At 63.2% G+C, this 16,328-nt stretch carries 13 protein-coding genes; 7 read left to right on the forward strand and 6 right to left on the reverse strand.

All coding sequences use genetic code 11. The annotated features are described in order from the left end of the window. The first annotated feature begins 36 nt into the window (after positions 1 to 36). From LDN90_RS13230 to LDN90_RS13245, 4 genes are all read left to right on the forward strand, one after another. On the forward strand, positions 37 to 1,194 hold the full coding sequence (locus tag LDN90_RS13230; protein ID WP_223946102.1) for a DUF2092 domain-containing protein: 1,158 nt from the start codon (positions 37 to 39) through the stop codon (positions 1,192 to 1,194). Between the two features lie 24 nt (positions 1,195 to 1,218). Further along, entirely contained in the window at positions 1,219 to 2,193 is a 975-nt protein-coding gene (locus tag LDN90_RS13235; RefSeq protein WP_223946104.1) for an ABC transporter ATP-binding protein, read from the forward strand. Positions 2,194 to 2,269: 76 nt separating this feature from the next. Next, the gene (locus tag LDN90_RS13240) at positions 2,270 to 3,085 is read left to right on the forward strand and encodes an ABC transporter permease (RefSeq protein ID WP_216925846.1); all 816 of its coding nucleotides are present in this window, start codon (positions 2,270 to 2,272) and stop codon (positions 3,083 to 3,085) included. A 20-nt stretch (positions 3,086 to 3,105) separates the two neighbouring features. Beyond that, entirely contained in the window at positions 3,106 to 3,726 is a 621-nt protein-coding gene (locus LDN90_RS13245) for an L-threonylcarbamoyladenylate synthase (RefSeq protein WP_216925826.1), read from the forward strand. A 29-nt stretch (positions 3,727 to 3,755) separates the two neighbouring features. On the opposite strand, the gene LDN90_RS13250 is transcribed toward LDN90_RS13245, so the two are convergent. Next, entirely contained in the window at positions 3,756 to 4,742 is a 987-nt protein-coding gene (locus LDN90_RS13250; RefSeq protein WP_346347010.1) for a serine hydrolase domain-containing protein, read from the reverse strand. 152 nt (positions 4,743 to 4,894) lie between these two features. Further along, entirely contained in the window at positions 4,895 to 5,920 is a 1,026-nt protein-coding gene (gene ligD, locus LDN90_RS13255) for a non-homologous end-joining DNA ligase (RefSeq protein WP_223946106.1), read from the reverse strand. A 112-nt stretch (positions 5,921 to 6,032) separates the two neighbouring features. On the opposite strand from ligD, the gene LDN90_RS13260 reads away from it, so the two are divergent. Beyond that, positions 6,033 to 6,698, forward strand: coding sequence for an alpha/beta family hydrolase (locus LDN90_RS13260; protein ID WP_223946108.1), 666 nt, complete (start codon positions 6,033 to 6,035; stop codon positions 6,696 to 6,698). Between the two features lie 4 nt (positions 6,699 to 6,702). On the opposite strand, the gene LDN90_RS13265 is transcribed toward LDN90_RS13260, so the two are convergent. The 3 genes from LDN90_RS13265 to LDN90_RS13275 all read right to left on the reverse strand — a co-directional run bounded on the left by LDN90_RS13265 (position 6,703) and on the right by LDN90_RS13275 (position 10,304). Beyond that, a complete protein-coding gene (locus LDN90_RS13265) occupies positions 6,703 to 8,787 on the reverse strand; it encodes an elongation factor G-like protein EF-G2 (RefSeq protein WP_216925829.1) in 2,085 nt (694 codons plus the stop codon). 144 nt (positions 8,788 to 8,931) lie between these two features. Next, positions 8,932 to 9,666 (reverse strand): M50 family metallopeptidase, encoded by a 735-nt coding sequence (locus LDN90_RS13270; RefSeq protein ID WP_223946110.1) that lies wholly within the window; start codon positions 9,664 to 9,666, stop codon positions 8,932 to 8,934. Positions 9,667 to 9,686: 20 nt separating this feature from the next. Next, complete coding sequence (locus LDN90_RS13275; protein WP_216925831.1) at positions 9,687 to 10,304, reverse strand: TetR/AcrR family transcriptional regulator C-terminal domain-containing protein; 618 nt, start codon at positions 10,302 to 10,304, stop codon at positions 9,687 to 9,689. A 154-nt stretch (positions 10,305 to 10,458) separates the two neighbouring features. Between LDN90_RS13275 and LDN90_RS13280 the strand changes: the two genes are divergently transcribed. After that, the gene (locus LDN90_RS13280; protein ID WP_223946112.1) at positions 10,459 to 11,916 is read left to right on the forward strand and encodes an APC family permease; all 1,458 of its coding nucleotides are present in this window, start codon (positions 10,459 to 10,461) and stop codon (positions 11,914 to 11,916) included. After that, positions 11,906 to 13,579, forward strand: coding sequence for an amidohydrolase (locus tag LDN90_RS13285; protein ID WP_223946114.1), 1,674 nt, complete (start codon positions 11,906 to 11,908; stop codon positions 13,577 to 13,579). Before LDN90_RS13280 ends, LDN90_RS13285 begins: the two co-directional genes overlap by 11 nt. Before the next feature lie 19 nt (positions 13,580 to 13,598). On the opposite strand, the gene hrpB is transcribed toward LDN90_RS13285, so the two are convergent. Then, the gene (gene hrpB / locus LDN90_RS13290; RefSeq protein WP_346346988.1) at positions 13,599 to 16,295 is read right to left on the reverse strand and encodes an ATP-dependent helicase HrpB; all 2,697 of its coding nucleotides are present in this window, start codon (positions 16,293 to 16,295) and stop codon (positions 13,599 to 13,601) included. Positions 16,296 to 16,328 lie beyond the last annotated feature (33 nt).

Here is a 16,328-nt window from a genome sequence, read left to right on the forward strand (position 1 = left end):
TGGACTCATGCCTCTCACGCGTGGTGGTCGGTAGCAATGGCGCGGGCCAGGCAGCGGTGGCTGCCAGCTCTCCTGATTCCCCTTGCATTGGCACTGGCGGCGCTTATTGGCTCCGTCCAGGCCGGCGCAAGTGTCTCCTTGCCGCCCAAAACGGCTAACGAGATCCTGGCGATGATAGCCCGCACCGAGGTGCACGCTTTATCCGGCACTGTGGTGCAGACTGCGGAGTTGGGGCTGCCTGAAGTTCCCACGGCTGGCCCGGGAATCGTGCCCGGAGCTACGTCGGCACTCGAGTTGCTCACGGGCTCGCATACAGCACGGGTATACCTGGACGGGCCCTCCAAGGCCAGGCTGCAGATACTGGACCGGATGGCCGAACGTGACTTTGTGGTCAATGGCAGCGACGCCTGGTTCTACAACTCCGCGGACAACAGCGCGACACACTTGAGCGTCCCTGTGCCCTCAAACACTGGGCAGAAGGACTCCCTTCGAAGTGAAACAACCCATGCGGGCATGCCCACTCCTGAGGCAATGGCCAGTCACTTCCTGTCAGCCATTGACTCCAGCACTGAAGTAACGGTGGGAGAAGCTTCCACTGTGGCGGGTCGCAGCGCGTACCGGCTGAGCCTCGTGCCGCGCAGCGACGGAACTTTGGTTGATTCCGTTTCGATCGAGGTCGACTCCGAGACCGGTTGGCCACTGGGAGTCGAGGTCCGCGCGAAGGGCCAGCCGGAGCCAGCCTACTCACTTGCCTATACGGACGTGAACTTCTCCGCACCTGACGCGGCCCTGTTTAACTTCACTCCTCCGGCCGGTGCAACTGTCACAGAGAAGCCGGTCCCCATCAAGCCATTGCCGCCCCCGATGGAAGGTCCTGCCGGCGCAGCTCCGGATGACTCTGCGCCAGCACCGGATGCTGTTGTTCCAACACCTCAGGGATCATCCAGTCCCATGCTCCCCCACCCCAGCCCTTCAGTGACCGGCAAAGGGTGGGACGCCGTGGTCGGCTTGCCCGCTGGAACGGCGCCTGCCGAACTCACATCCAACCCGCAACTCGCCCAGGCCCTGCAACCCGTAAGCGGAGGACGAGCGCTGACTACGTCTCTGGTGAGCGTCCTCATTCTCGACGACGGCCGCGTGTTTGCCGGGTTGGTGCCTTCGGACCGGCTGCAGTCAGCCGCGACGGCGCAATGAACGGCGCCCCATGATCGGCAACCTGTGACGGAAACCCGTGAAGCTGCTCCCGGCTCCCTGCCGATTGACCTTGCCATAGAAACCCATGGCCTCGTGAAGCGCTTTGGGCACCGTTCCGCGGTGGACGGCATTGACCTTGCGGTCCCCCGTGGTGCGGTTTACGGCTTCCTGGGGCCCAATGGTTCGGGAAAGACCACCACCATCCGGGTTTTGCTGGGCCTCGCTTCCGCGAACGGTGGTGAAATCCGGGTTCTGGGCAGGGAGATGCCCCAGCAGTTGGCTTCCGTGCTACCCGAGGTCGGCGCACTGGTGGAGGGGCCGGGCTTCTATCCGTTTCTTTCCGGAGCGGACAATCTGCTGCGGCTGGATTCAGCGGACCGCCATGGATCCTCTGCCACCCGCCACCGCCGCGTCAATGAGGCGTTGGACCGCGTTGGGCTGGGTCACGCCGCCGGAAAGAAGGTACGTGCCTACTCATTGGGCATGAAACAGCGCCTCGGGCTGGCCAACGCCATGCTCCGGCCGCGCGAACTGCTTGTGCTCGACGAACCAACCAACGGGCTGGACCCCCAAGGCACCCGGGAGGTGCGCAGCTTGGTTCGGTCCCTTGCCGCCGGCGGGGCCACCGTCTTCGTTTCCAGCCACCTCCTGGCCGAGGTGGAGCAAATGTGTACCCATGTGGGGGTGATGAGTGCCGGACGGCTGGTGGCCCAAGGACCGCTGGATGAACTGCGGTCTGCCGGGCAAGCGCACGTTCTGGTACGAACGCCCGACGGCGAACGTGCTGCCCGCGTCCTGGCCCGCCTGGGTCTGGTACCCGGCGAAGCGCCTGGCCACGGGGTGATCCAAGGAAACGGACTCGACGGCATTGAGCCTGAAGAGATCGTTGCAGCGTTGGTGGCCGACGGCGTCCGGGTCAGGGGCTTCTCTGTGGAGAACGCAACCCTGGAAGAGCGGTTCGTGTCCTTGACCGGAGAGGGGTTTGACGTTGTCGGCTGAAACTGGTGACACTCGGGAGGCTGCTGGTACGTCCGGAACAACTGGCGCCCGGAAAGACAGTGCCGTCCGTCCCGGGATGGGGTGGGCGTTGCTTGGCTCGGAATTATCCGTGCTGTTTCGTCGCCTCAGGACGTGGGCCATGCTGGTGGCCCTTGCCGCCGTTCCCATCCTGATTGCCCTTGCCGTCAAACTCTCGTCCCGGCCAGCGACACCTGGCCGCGGACCACTGTTCCTGGATCGCATCACCCAGAACGGCCTCTTTGTTGCCGTGACAGCCCTTGTGGTGTGTGTCCCGCTGTTCCTGCCCCTCACCGTCGGAGTGGTGGCAGGGGACACCATCGCCGGAGAAGCCAACCTCGGCACCTTGCGCTACCTGCTCCTTGCACCATCGGGGCGTATCCGCCTGCTCCTGGTCAAGTACGCCGGGGCCGTCGCTTTCTGTTGTGCCGCTACGGCCACGGTCGCAGCCGCAGGTGCCTTGGCCGGCGTCGTGTTCTTCCCCATCGGTCCCGTCACGCTACTCTCCGGTGACACGATCGGGGTTGGCGAGTCAGTACTGCGTTCGCTGCTGATCGCTGCTTACATCACGGTCTCGCTCCTAGGCTTGTCGGCGATTGGACTGCTCATCTCAACCTTCACGGACGTACCCGTGGGCGCTATGGCTGCCACAATCGTCCTCTCGGTGGTCTCGCAGGTGCTGGACAACCTGCCACAACTGGAATGGCTGCATCCTTGGCTGTTCAGCCACCACTGGCTTGGCTTCGCGGACCTCCTGCGGCAACCGGTCTCCTGGACATCCTTCGGCGAAAACGCGCTGCTCCAAGCCGGGTACATTGCCGTCTGTGGCGCGCTGGCCTACGGGAAGTTCACCACCAAAGACATCCTGTCCTAGCTTTGACGTAGGCTCTCTCCATGGCCAGATTCTTTGACGTCCACCCTGAAGATCCCCAACCACGCGCCATCGGCCAAGTGGTTAACATGCTGCAAAGCGGTGGGCTCATCGCCTACCCCACCGACTCCTGCTACGCCCTGGGCGCCCAGATCGGCAACAGGGAAGCCCTGGATCGCATCCGGACCATCCGGCAACTGGACGACAAACACCACTTCACGCTGGTCTGCAAGGATTTTGCCCAAATGGGGCAGTTCGTGATGATCGATAACGATGTATTCCGCAGCATCAAGGCCGTCACCCCCGGCAGCTACACGTTCATCCTTCCGGCCACCCGCGAGGTTCCCAAGCGCCTGCTCCACCCGAAAAAGAAGACCGTTGGGGTGCGCATTCCGGATCACAAAGTGGTCCAGGCGCTCCTGGCGGAGCTCGGTGAACCATTGCTGTCCAGCACGCTCCTTCTGCCTGACCAGGAGGAGCCGCTGACCCAGGGCTGGGAAATCAAGGAACGGCTGGACAACGAAGTGGACGCAGTGATCGATTCCGGCGATACCGGTTCAGAGCCAACCACAGTGATCGACTTCTCCAGCGGCACGGCAGAAGTGGTGCGCCGCGGAACCGGCGATCCTTCACGGTTCGAATAGGGGCCCATCCGTCCATCCCCCCGGGCGGATCAGCGGAACTGAAAGCGGCAGCTCGCGTTCAAAGCAACCTGGGCCAGTCCTGTCAGTTCCAAGGCGATGGCCGAGGGCCGTGTGGACAGGGGCAGCGGCGGGTAGGCCAATGAGATGGTGAGCTGACGGTTTCCATCAGCACTGCTGATCGAGATGGTGCCATAGCCAGGTACGTCACCTGAATGGCCGTAATAGAAGCCGTTGGTGCACGTGTCATTCCAGTGGTCCAGGCCCAATCCGTAATCGGCGAAAACCGATCCCTTCATCTCCACGAGGCTCTGCGGTAACAGCAGCTGCCCCTTGAGCAACGCTGCGTAGAAGGTGTTGATGTCCCCCACGCTGGCGATGACGCCCTCTGAAGCCGGGCCGCCTGGCTGCGCGGAACGCGTGACGTCCACGGTTTCACCCCGCACCACCGCATAACCGTGGACCAGGGCATCCGGAAGGGGGCTCTCGTCCAACACGATGGTTGAGTGCAAATCCAAGGGATCCAGGATGTCCATGCGCAGCACCGCGCCCAGTGGAGCGCCTCGGAGCCGCTCCACCAAAAAACCAAGCACTGCATAATCCGAAAGTCCACTGGCTAAGGGAGTGCCTGCGGTGTGGCCCAGCAATTGCCGGACCGTCACCGACTCTGGCTCCGGCGGAAGGAGGACGTCGATCCCCGGCAGGTACTTGGCGATCGAATCCTCAAGTGCCACCCGGCCTTCTTCCACCAGCTTCAACACGGAAACTGCAACCATGGTCCGTGTGAGTCCGCCCACCCGGATCGGATCATCCGCCTGCACAGGAGCACCTCCCCCGAGGCTCCTGACACCTGCCGCGTGCCTCCACACTTGTTGCCCGGCCCTGGCCTCTATCAGCACCGCCGGCGCACCGTTCTGGAGCATCTCCCGGCTAAAGAGTTCCAAGGTTGCCTGCAACTCACGAAAGGCGGGTGTTGGCGGTGGTGCGGGAGAGGTGCCTGTGAATGGCGGCACGGGCACCGTGGGAGGGGCCGGCGTCGAGCTTGTCACTGGCCCCGGCGGAAGCGGATTGGGCTGCGGTTCGCCCGTGCAGCCAGCGAGGAACAGGCCGCACACAAGCGTTGCGGTCACAATGCCCCCGCGTGAACCTCGATGCACACCTGCTCCTGCGTTTACTCCTCCTGCTTACGCGCCCGGCTGGGCTGTACCCGCATGGGTTCCCCCGGCATCTTGGGAAATTCCGGTGGGAACGGCATCTCGCCCTGGCCGTTCTTGACGTCGCGCTCCCACCATTGCAGAAGGACGTCGATGTCTCCGGGCTTCTCATGCATAGTGGCCCACGGGTCGCCTGTCGTCTTCAGCCGGTCCGGAACAGTGGTGATGGTGTATTTAGCCGGGTCTGCATTCTCCAGCTCTTCCCACGCCAGCGGGCAGGATACCTGTGCATTCGGCACTGCGCGCGGGCTATAGGCACCGGCGATCGTCCGGTCCCGGTTGGCCTGGTTGAAGTCCACGAAGATCCTGGTCCCGCGTTCTTCTTTCCACCATGCAGTGGTGACCTTCTCGGGCATCCGCCGCTCCAACTCCCGGCCGGCGGCGATCACCGCGTGGCGCACTTCCAGGAATTCATGCTTGGGATGGATTGGCGCATACACATGCAGTCCCCGGTTGCCCGAGGTCTTGATGAAGGCCCTCAGCCCGGCTTCGTCCAACAACGCACGCAGTTCCTGCGCAGCCGGTATGGCGTCATCAAAGTCGGTTCCCGGCTGGGGATCGAGGTCGATACGCAGCTGGTCGGGATTGTCGGGATCGTTGGCACGGGAAGCCCACGGGTGGAAAACGACCGTGTTCATTTGCGCTGCCCACACCGCGGCGGCGGGCTCGTCGATCACCAACTGCGGATGGGTCCGGGCGCTCGGATACGTCACCATGACCGAGCGGACATAGTCCGGCGCACCTTTGGGAGGGTTCTTGGAGAAGAACATCTCGCCCTCGATATTGCCCGAGTACCGCTGGAGGCTGACGGGCCGGTTGCCGTTGGCCGCCACAAAAGCGTCCCCCACGTCCACGAGATAGTTGGCCAGGTCCAGTTTCGTCAGCCCGGCCTCAGGCCACATGACGCGGCTTGGGCTTGAAATCCGAACTTCGCGGGGGCCTTCGGGACCGGGCACGGAGACTGTTGCTGATTCGCTCGCCATGGCCACAAGCTACCCCGTCAAGGGCGTTCACGTCAGCATCCTGGGTTCCTTTTTTCGGACGGCGTGACGTAGCGCCTGACAGCTCCAGGCCAAACTGCACCATGATGGATACATGCCAAACACTGAAACCGCCCTGACCGTTGCCGTGGGAGACACCAAGGTCTCAGGAATCCATGTCCGTCCGGAGGAGTCGTTCGCCACCCTCGTAGTTGCCCATGGCGCGGGAGCGGGAAAGGAACACCCCTTCCTTCAGGGATTTGCCGAGGCGATGGCGGTGGACGGCGTCAGTACTCTGCGCTTCAATTTTCCGTACCGGGAAGCAGGACGACGTTTCCCCGACCGCCCGCCGGCAGCCATAGCCACGTGGCGCGCTGTTATGGAAAAGGCCGCAGAGCTTGCAGGCGATGAACCGTTGTGGGCAGGAGGAAAATCCTTTGGGGGTCGGATGGCATCCATGGCCGTGGCTGAGGGAATGCCCACAAGTGGCCTGGTGTACCTGGGATATCCCTTGCATGCCCCGGGTAAACCGGAGAAGCTCCGCGATGAACACCTCTACGGGATAACGGTGCCCATGCTCTTCCTCCAGGGCACCCGCGATACGTTCGCGACGCCGGAACTCCTGGAGTCTGTGGTTGCCAGAATTGGCCCGACGGCGACTCTCCAGTGGAGCCAGGACGCCGACCATTCGTTCGTGGTCAAGGGCCTCAAGCGCAGCGCCGCCGAAATAGGTGCCTCGCTTGCACCCGCGGCAGCGGGGTTCATGAGGGAAAACAGTTGAGGAACTACTTCGGCACTGGTTCGTGACGCAGATAGGATCGCCGGAAGCGGCCGGTACCCGCTGTCAGTGCCCGAAGTTCAACGGCGTAGCGCAGAAGTTCCTGGTCAGGAACTTCTGCCGTAATCTCAGTACCTTCGCCGTTGGCTGCCGTAGTTCCGGTCACGCGTCCCCTCCGGCCCGACAGATCGCTCATCACCGCCCCCACGTGTTCGTCCGGGACACTGACCACCACTGCGGACACAGGCTCCAGCAACTGGATCCTTGCCGTTGCCGCGGCTTCGCGAAGCGCCAACGCACCGGCCGCCTGGAAGGCTGCGTCCGAGGAATCCACGCTGTGGGTTTTTCCGCCCACCAAGGTGACTTTGATGTCCACCACGGGGAACCCTGCCGAAACGCCCTTGAGCATCTGGGAACGCACGCCCTTTTCCACGGAAGTGACGAACGTACCGGGAATAACACCGCCCACCGTCTTGTCAGCGAATTCAAACCCCTCCCCGCGTGCCAAGGGCTCAACTTCGATGTCGCAGATGGCGAACTGTCCATGTCCACCTGATTGCTTGACATGCCGGCCGTGCCCGGCGGCCTTGCTGGCGAACGTTTCCCGCAGCGGCGTGATGACCTCGACTGTTTGAAGCTTGACGCCCTGGTTGCGCAGCCTGTCCAGGATCACCTCAGCATGCGCCTCACCCATGCACCACAGAATCAACTGGTGCGTGTCCTGATTGCGTTCCACCCGAAGCGTCGGATCTGCTGCGACTACCTTGCCAATGCTCTTGGCCAGCGCGTCCTCGTCGCTACGGGACACTCCTTCGATCGCTATGGGCATCAGCGGCTCAGGCATGTTCCAGGTTTCGATCAGCAGCGGGGCGTCCTTGTCCGAGACAGTGTCCCCCGTTTCCGCGTTTGCCAGCTTGCTGATGGCACAAATGTCACCGGCTATGCACTGCGAAACAGCCTTCAGGCTTGATCCGACCGGCGAGTACAGATGGGTGACGCGCTCATCGCTGTCGTGGTCCTCGTGGCCCCTGTCTGCCAATCCCCTGCCGCCTATGTGGATGGCTGAATCCTCACGGAGGGTCCCGGAAAAAACACGGACCAGGCAGACGCGGCCCAGGAACGGATCCACTGTAGTCCGCACCACCTCGGCAGCCAGGCGTCCTGCGGGGTCGCATTCCAGTGGTTTCAAGGACGAACCATCGAGTTTCATCACTGGGGGCGCGGTGCGTTCCAGGGGCGAAGGCAAAGCATCAATCATCAGTGACATGAGCTCGGGAAGCCCTAGGCCCGTCTCCGCCGAAGTAGCCATTACCGGGAAGAAGGAGCCCCTGGCCACAGCGGTCTCCAGATCCTTGATGAGATCCTCCAACGGCAACTCTTCACCGCCCAGGTAGCGGTCCATCAGGGTCTCGTCTTCGCTTTCGGCAATAATCCCTTCAATCAAAGGGCCCCGGGCTTCCTCCACGGCAGGATCATCGCTGCTCCCGTGGAGCACCCCAGCCAGTTCTCCCCCAGAGGGCAGGTACAGCGGGAGGACGGACTCGCCGAAGGCTTCCTGGCAACGCACGACGGCGGCACTGAAATCCGCGCGGGGATGGTCCAGGCGGCTGACTACGACAGCCCGCGGCATGCGGATCTTCTCGCACTCACCCCACAAGGCGATGGTGGCGCCGTCGATGCCGTCCACAGCGGAGACGACAAAGAGGGCCGCGTCAGCGGCCCTCAATCCTGCCCGTAATTCCCCCGTGAAATCCGTGTATCCCGGAGTGTCGATCAGATTTACCTTTACGTCGCCCACCAGAATCGGGGCCACCGACAAGGTGACGGACCTTTGCTGATGGATGGCTGAGGGGTCTGAATCGCTGACGGTGGTTCCCTCGGTAATCGAGCCCATCCTGGTGATGGCCCCTGTCGCAGCCAAGAGCGCTTCTACCAGCATCGACTTCCCTGCACCTGAATGCCCCACGAGGGCCACGTTGCGGATCTTGGCGGGATCACTTGCCGCCAGAGCCGTGCCGTTCTCGCTTCGCCGGGACTCGGGTGTGCCGGGTCCGGCCGCCTTAGCCGTCTCCCGTGTGCCCTTCGCGGACATGAGCACCTCCTGGTGTCGTATCCAAGCTCGGAGTTCGAACGCGCCGAAAGGTTCGAACGTGTAAGAGGATTGGACACCCTGAGGCGACCACAGGGCAAGCCCCAGCCGAGGACGAAGAGCCGGCGGCGAAGCCGCCAACGGGTCCTAGGCCGGGACCATCCCCCATAACAACCATGCTGACGTGACTGTGCTTCCTGTGATGACCACGGAGAATCCTGTCAGCCACAGGAATGATGGGACACCCGTGGTGCGGCCAAGGATGTAGGCGTCCGATGCTCCGAGCCGGTCCCGGCGCCGTGTATGGACGCCGGCGAGCTTGAAAAGGTCGCGCACGGCACCCACTGACAGGGCGATGCCCAGGGCCAGCACAGCGTAGTTGATCGTTGTGGGCGATCCGAAGACAACCAAAAGCTGGGCGATAGCTGCGCTGACCACGGCCACCAGGATCCCTGTCAAGTTGCGCAGGAAAATCAGGGAGACCAGCAGGATCAGCGCGCCTACAGACATCGCGGCCCCTGATCGGCCGGCAGCGAACGCAGCAATCAAGGCAAGTCCCACGACTGCGGGCGCAGGATAGCCCCAAAACCCTGACCAGGCCGCACCAAAAGGGCTTCGGCCGCTGCTGACGAGGCGGCCCGAATGATCCAGTCCAATGCGAAGGCTGTGGACAAACCGCCCCGTCATGAGGGCGGCATAGGCGTGGCCAAGCTCATGGACGAACGTCACGTAGAGACCGAACCATCGCCACGTGACTCGAGGAATGCTCAAGATGGTTGCTGCTGCGAGAATCACCAACAACGCAGGTAGTGGCACGGCAGTAGTGTGAACGTCGGTGAAGCCGCGGACCACAGCCGCCCACCAGGCTTGTACAGGGTTCACAGCAGCGTTCCCAGCACCGTTCACAGCACCCCGGATTTGAGGCGCGAACGGAGTCCGGCTACCAGAATCTCCAAACCGAAATCGAAGGCTGCTTCACCACGCTGATCCGGCGGACCCGCGTGCGTTAACGCCTGGGTAAGGGCCGGGTAGCCGTGAACCGGAGGTGCCCACACGACGTCGGGAGCCGCCAGGTCCAAGGCAAATCCCAAGGCAAAACTGTCGATCGTGGAGATCGCCGAAACCACATCCTGCCCCTGGAAACCGGCATTTTCCAGGGCAACCGCCAAATTCTCGTAGAGAGCCAGTACCTGATCGTTCTGCACCGTTTGCAACACCAGCAGGGGCGCCAGTCGGGGGTGCCTGTCGAACGCGTCGCGGTAGGCGCGGACGATGACCCTGATGGCATCCTCCCAGTCCTGCCCTTCATGGAGCGTGTACGGGTTCTCGGCGATGATCCGTCCGCGCATCAGTTCCAGTATTTCTTCCCGGCCGCTGACATGGTTGTAAATGGACGATTGACTGACGCCGATCCTCTTGGCCAGTTTGGGCAGGCTGAAGTCCCCGGCCTCGTCAACCAGCTCCAAGGCAGCCGTGACGAGCGCGTCGATGGATATCAGCGGAACCAGCGGGCGTGGCATGGGGTTCTCCAATCAATGTGTTGTTACGACTCTAGCCAGAAGTTTGGGCAAAGGTATTGTGCGCCCAGTCACAAGGCCCTACGATAAACGAAAGCCTTTCGCTTATTGACCGACTCCCCATCAAATCTCCCCGCATCGGACCTCCGAGGACACCATGTCTGAAATCGAAACCCGCCCTCCCGCAGCGGATGCTGCAAACGGGCTCAAAAAGAATGCCATCGGCACCGGCGGCATTGCCTTCCTGGTGATCTCCGCAGCAGCCCCCTTGACCGTAATGGCCGGCGTGGCACCTGTGGCCATTGGCATCGGGGGCATTGGCGCCCCCATGGGCTACGTCATCGCCGGCGCCGTTCTCTTGATCTTCGCTGTGGCTTTCATGGCCATGACCAAGCACGTCAAAGCAGCCGGCGGCTTCTACACCTACATCACACTTGCCATGGGAAAAACGGTGGGGCTGGCTTCCGCCATTCTCGCCATCATTTCCTATAACTGCCTGCAGATCGGCGTTTACGGACTCTTCGCAGTCCAGACCCAAGCCATGCTCCGGACACTCTTTGGCTTGGACGTCCCATGGCCCGCAGTAGCACTGGTGGCCGTCGCCGCCGTCTGGTTCCTTGGCTATCGGGGCATCGACGTTGGGGCCAAGGTCCTGGGTGTCCTGCTCATTGCCGAGACCGCCATTCTTGCCGTCATGGGTGCCGGCATTCTGGCGAACGGCGGCGCACAGGGCATCAGCGTTGCCTCCTTCTCCCCCGAACATGCCTTCACGCCTGGCGTCCTGGCCATCCTTGCCATCTGCTTCGCCGCTTTCATGGGGTTTGAATCCACCGTGCTGTACCGCCGTGAGGCCCGCAACCCGGACAAGTCCGTACCCAGGGCAACCTACATTGCTGTCGGATTCATGTCCGTGTTCTACGCGTTCATCGTGTGGACGGTCATCCAGGCGTACGGCGATGGTGACGTGATGGCCGCCGCCGGTGAGTTGGCCGATGGCATGTTCTTCGCCACGATCAACCACTACGTGGGTCCCTGGGCAGAGGTTGTCATGTACGTGCTGATCGTGACCAGCGTCTATGCCTCCCAGCTTGCATTCCACAATGCCATCAACCGCTACGTTTACATGCTCGCCAAAGACGGCGTCCTCCCCGCATTCCTCGCCAGGACCCATCCGAAGTACAAGTCCCCGCACCGCGCCGGACAGATCCAAACAGCCCTCGCCGCCATCGTCACCATCATTTGCGCCATCGCCGGCGCTGATCCCTACAAACAGCTGCTGATCTGGGTAAACACCCCCGGCATCTTCGGCATCGTCGCCTTGCAGGGCCTGGTGTCCGTGGCAGCTTTCATCTACCTTCGGCGCAACCCTGAGGCCGTGACCAACCGACTGCTCATTCCCTTGAGCATCGCTTCAGCCATCCTGCTCTTTGGCGTGGTGGCCCTGATCGCCATCAACATCGAACTCCTGACCTTCGCCGATGCCCTCACCAACACCATCCTCCTCTTGGTGGCGCCCCTTGTTTTCCTGGCAGGCCTGCTGACAGCCCGCAGATTACGCAGGGCCCGTCCCGACATCTTCGCCCGGATTGGAAGCTTCGAAACCCATGACTCCTGACCTCATCGTCCTTGCCGACACCATCCACACGCTCGACGACAACCCGGATAACGGTTTCCGATCAGACATTCAGGCCGTTGCCGTCAGCGACGGGTTGATTGCCGCCGTTGGAACGCGGGAGGACGCCCAGCAGTGGCGAAAGCCCGGCACGCGGGTAGTGGATCTTGGCGGTGCAACACTCACGCCAGGCCTGGTGGATTGCCACATCCACCCCGTGTTTGGCCTGGACCTGACCATTGGCTGCGATCTGTCCGGCGCGTCCACTTTGGCTGACGTACGCGCGCTGCTGCGTGCAGAGTCAGCAGGCCCCGCATTAGCAAATCCCGCATCAGGAAACGACGGCGGCTGGTTGCGCGCCTGGGGTCTGAATCCGAACGCGTTTGGCCCAGTTCCCCTGCACCGGAGCGTGATCGACGAAGTCTCCGGAGACCGGCCGGCGATGATCCGTTTGTTCGATGGCCATTCGGCGTTGGCAAACACCCGGGCACTGGAGTTGGCCGGGATCCGTGGCCGTGTTGAGTTTGACCAGTCCGCCGAGGTGGTCTGCGACGCCGATGGCGTGCCTACCGGGATGCTGTTGGAAGCTGCGGCCATTGAACTGGTGCAGCGTCACATTCCCAAGGAATCGTTCGAGGAACGCAAGACCCGCCTGGGTAACCTGCTCCGGGACTTCGCCCGGTCTGGGCTGACCGGCGGGCATGTCATGGACCATGACGAGGAGTCGACGGCTCTATTTCAGGCTTTGGAAGCCGACGACGAGCTGCCCCTGCGGTTGCGGAGTGCGCCGTGGTGCATGCCGGGCACTGACGTGGCCGAGTGGAAGGAACTTGCCCGAACTGTAGGCACCGGCGGACACCGCTGGTCGATCGAGGCCATCAAACTGTTCGTTGATGGAACCGTGGACAACGGGACCGCGTGGCTTTACGAGCCGGATCTGTACGGCCAATCCATTGCGCCATTCTGGCCCCGGCCGGAAGAATACACAGCTGCGGTTCGCTACTTTGCCTCCCGTGGCATCCCGACGGCGACCCACGCCATTGGCGATGCGGGCGTGGAACACGTCCTGGACGCCTTGGAGTCGCTCCGCGGAGTTGTGCCCTCGGACGTACTCCGCCAAACGGTTCACAGGATTGAACACATCGAAACGGTGCCGGACCAGCTGGTGGAACGCTTCCAGCACGCCGGAGTGGTGGCGAGTATGCAGCCGACACACTGCACGCATTATTCCGTGGCAGACCAAAGTGACAATTGGTCTACCAGGCTTGGCAAGGTCCGTGCCGACCGGGCATGGCGTTGCAGGGACCTCCGCGAGGCTGGAGTTACCGTGGGCATCGGATCCGACTGGCCGATTGCTCCGTACGAACCCTTGCCAATCATTGCAGACGCCCAATTGCGGCGCCGTTCCGGACATCCGGAGCAGGAACCCATCGCACCAGCCCAGGCACTCACCGCGCTCCAAGCGCTTGAGGGCTACACCTCACATGCGGCACACGCTGCAGGACTGTGGGACGTTTCGGGCTCGATCACGGTGGGCAAGCGCGCCGATTTCACAGCGTTCGAGCGCGATCCACTGACTACGGCCCCGGATGAATTGGCCGCCAGCAGCGTTGTAGGTACTTTCGTGGACGGCGAGATCCAGTTCATGTTGGAAAGGCTTGCCTAGCATTCTTTGATCGGCCGGGCTACATGCGGTTCTTGGTTTTGGACGTAGCCAGTGCCGTCCACGGATCTTCGGGCCAGGGATGCTTGGGGTAGCGCCCACGCATCTCTGCCCGAACCTGGGAGTAGGGCCCGGACCAAAACGACGTGAGATCAGCTGTCACCGCCAACGGCCTGCCGGCGGGAGACAAAAGGTGGAAAAGCACCGGTACCCTTCCCTCAATAAGGCGAGGCGTGCGGTCCCAGCCGAAACATTCCTGCAGCTTGACCGCTACAACCGGGCTCCCGCCGTCGGGCTCCATATTCGTTCGATCCGGGCCTCCGGAGCCATCGGAGACCTCTGGGTACTCGATTCGCACCCGCGAGCCACTGGGCACCTGAAGGCGCTCAGGCACCAGGCTGTCCAAGGCGGAAGCCTCGGGCCACGGGAGCAGGCGCCGGAGTGGATCGGCGAGGTCTATGGTGGTGGCCGGGGCGCCGGTGGCCATGGATTCGAGCTCCGGAGCAAGCCAATCATCCAATCTGGCCAACAGTGCGGATTCGCTGACATCCGGCCACGGATCGCCGAGCTCCCGATACAACAACGCCATACGCCGGCGCAGCGCATCTGCCGCGGCGGACCACCCGATCATCGAGAGTCCGGCCTTTTCCAGCGCAGTCGCAACAGCATGCCGGCCCTGCTCGGCACTGGGGCGCACGGGCGTCATGGACAGCACCAGCGCTCCCAACCTCCGCTCAAGCCTGGCGGTCACCCGCCCTTGGGCGAAACGTGCCGTTTCTTCCTCCACTAACAACTCGGGCGCCGCAGCCGCCGCCAGCTCGGCGGACAGGGGCGCAGCCGATCGGATCACGGCGCCAGTGCCCGCGGCATCCCTGCCTTGGGCGCGTGAAACCTCCGCCACGGCCAACCAGTCATGGCCGGCCAGGGCGCTACCTGCGGGCAGGCCAGCCCTCGTGCCCGATGTCAGCAGATACGTTGGTGTCCCTTGGCCGGGAACCCGCCTGGCAATACGGTCCGGGAAGGCCAACGCGACCACGAACCCCGGAGCCTCCCTCGCTGAAACGTCCAGTGCCCGTTGTGAATCGATTCTTTGTCGATCAACGGTGTTGGAGGTCTCCTGACGCGCCAGCGATTCCATCCGTTTGACGTCCTCGGCGAATCGTCGGGCTGCCGGGTGTGATCCGGATCGAACTGCCGCCAGGAGTTTTGTGAGATCGGCGCCAGCCGCGCGTTGATCACCGGCTACCAATGCCACTGTTTCAGCGGCAAGGCGACGGCCAACCATCGTAGAACCGTCCAGTAGCGCGCGGGCGAGCCGAGGGTCTGCCGGGACCTTCGCGAGCGTCCTGCCCAAGTCCGTGACAGTTCCCTCCACTGTCACCGCACCGAGTTCCCGAAGGACCTCGACGGCGTCATCCATAGCGGCGCGCGGTGGTGCGTCGGGCAGTGCAAGCCCACGGCCCCCGGGGGCTCCCCAGCAAGCGAGCACGAGAGCGGCGCTGGTGAGGTCGGCCACCGAAATCTCGGGGGTTTGGTGCGCTGGCGCGGCGGCGAAGGCCTGCTGGTCGTAGCACCGAACCACCCTGCCCGGTCCTTGGCGCGCTGCGCGGCCGGCCCGCTGCTCGGCCGAAGCCTTTGAGCAGGACACCGTCACCAGTCCGGACATGCCTCTGCCCGCGTCACGACGCGGTTCACGTGAAAGGCCGGAATCTATAACGAGCCGGACGCCCGGCACCGTGAGTGACGACTCGGCCAACGCCGTAGACACGATGATTCGAGGAGTGTCGCCGGGTTCCCGGCCTGAAACCGCCCGGTCCTGAGCGTCCGGACCGATCTGGCCATGCAGCTCAAGCACCTCAACACCGGCCTGGACCCGCCCGCGGAGCCGGCTGGCGACGTCGGACACTTCACGGACACCTGGGAGAAAGACCAAAGCGTCCACGTCGGGGTTTACCATGAGCGCTTCCTCGTGGGCAGCCACCGTTGTTTCGGCAACATGGTTCAGGAAGCTGTATGCCACGCCGCGATCGTCCAAGCGCTGACCCGCGGCCGGAACCCACTGGACTTCCAGGGCGTGCAGCGCGGAAGGACAGTCGACGACGGGAGCCGGCGCGCCGCCGTCGGCGCTTCGTCCCAGCAGGGCGGCGAAACGTGCGGCGTCAAGAGTTGCCGACATGGCCACGAGGGTGAGGTCGCCGCGGAGTTCCCGGACTTCCGCGAGCATGCCAACGAGCAGGTCAGTTTCGAGGCCACGCTCGTGGACCTCATCCAGGATCACTGCTTGCGTACCCTCAAGTCCGGGATCAACCAGAAGGCGCCGCAAGAGAATACCCGGAGTGACGAACTCCACCACAGTGTCCGAACCCGACTTGCTCTCGCCGCGGACTGTATAACCAACCCGGCTGCCCAGACGGCTGCCGTCGAGTGAGGCAAGGCGGCGGGCGGCTGAACGCGCGGCCACCCTGCGCGGCTGGGTGACGACGACGCGGGGCTGGCCCCGGCGCCTCTCCCCCACAAGGTTGGCCAGCAGTGGAGGAACCAAGGTGGTCTTTCCCGTCCCGGGCGGTGCCTGGACGACCACCGTTCCGCCGTCGCCCTGGCTCTTGAGGGCGGCGGTGAGCTTTCCCAAGGAATCAGCGAAGACCAGTCCTGTGCCGATAGTGTCCAGTCTGAAAGTCACCACACCATTGTCCCTGCTTGGTGGCACTAAAAGGGCCACGCCCCTCCATCAACCTGAAGGCTGCGAGGAGGC

This window comes from Arthrobacter sp. NtRootA1 (assembly GCF_019976975.1).
GTDB classification, from domain to species: Bacteria; Actinomycetota; Actinomycetes; order Actinomycetales; family Micrococcaceae; genus Arthrobacter; species Arthrobacter aromaticivorans.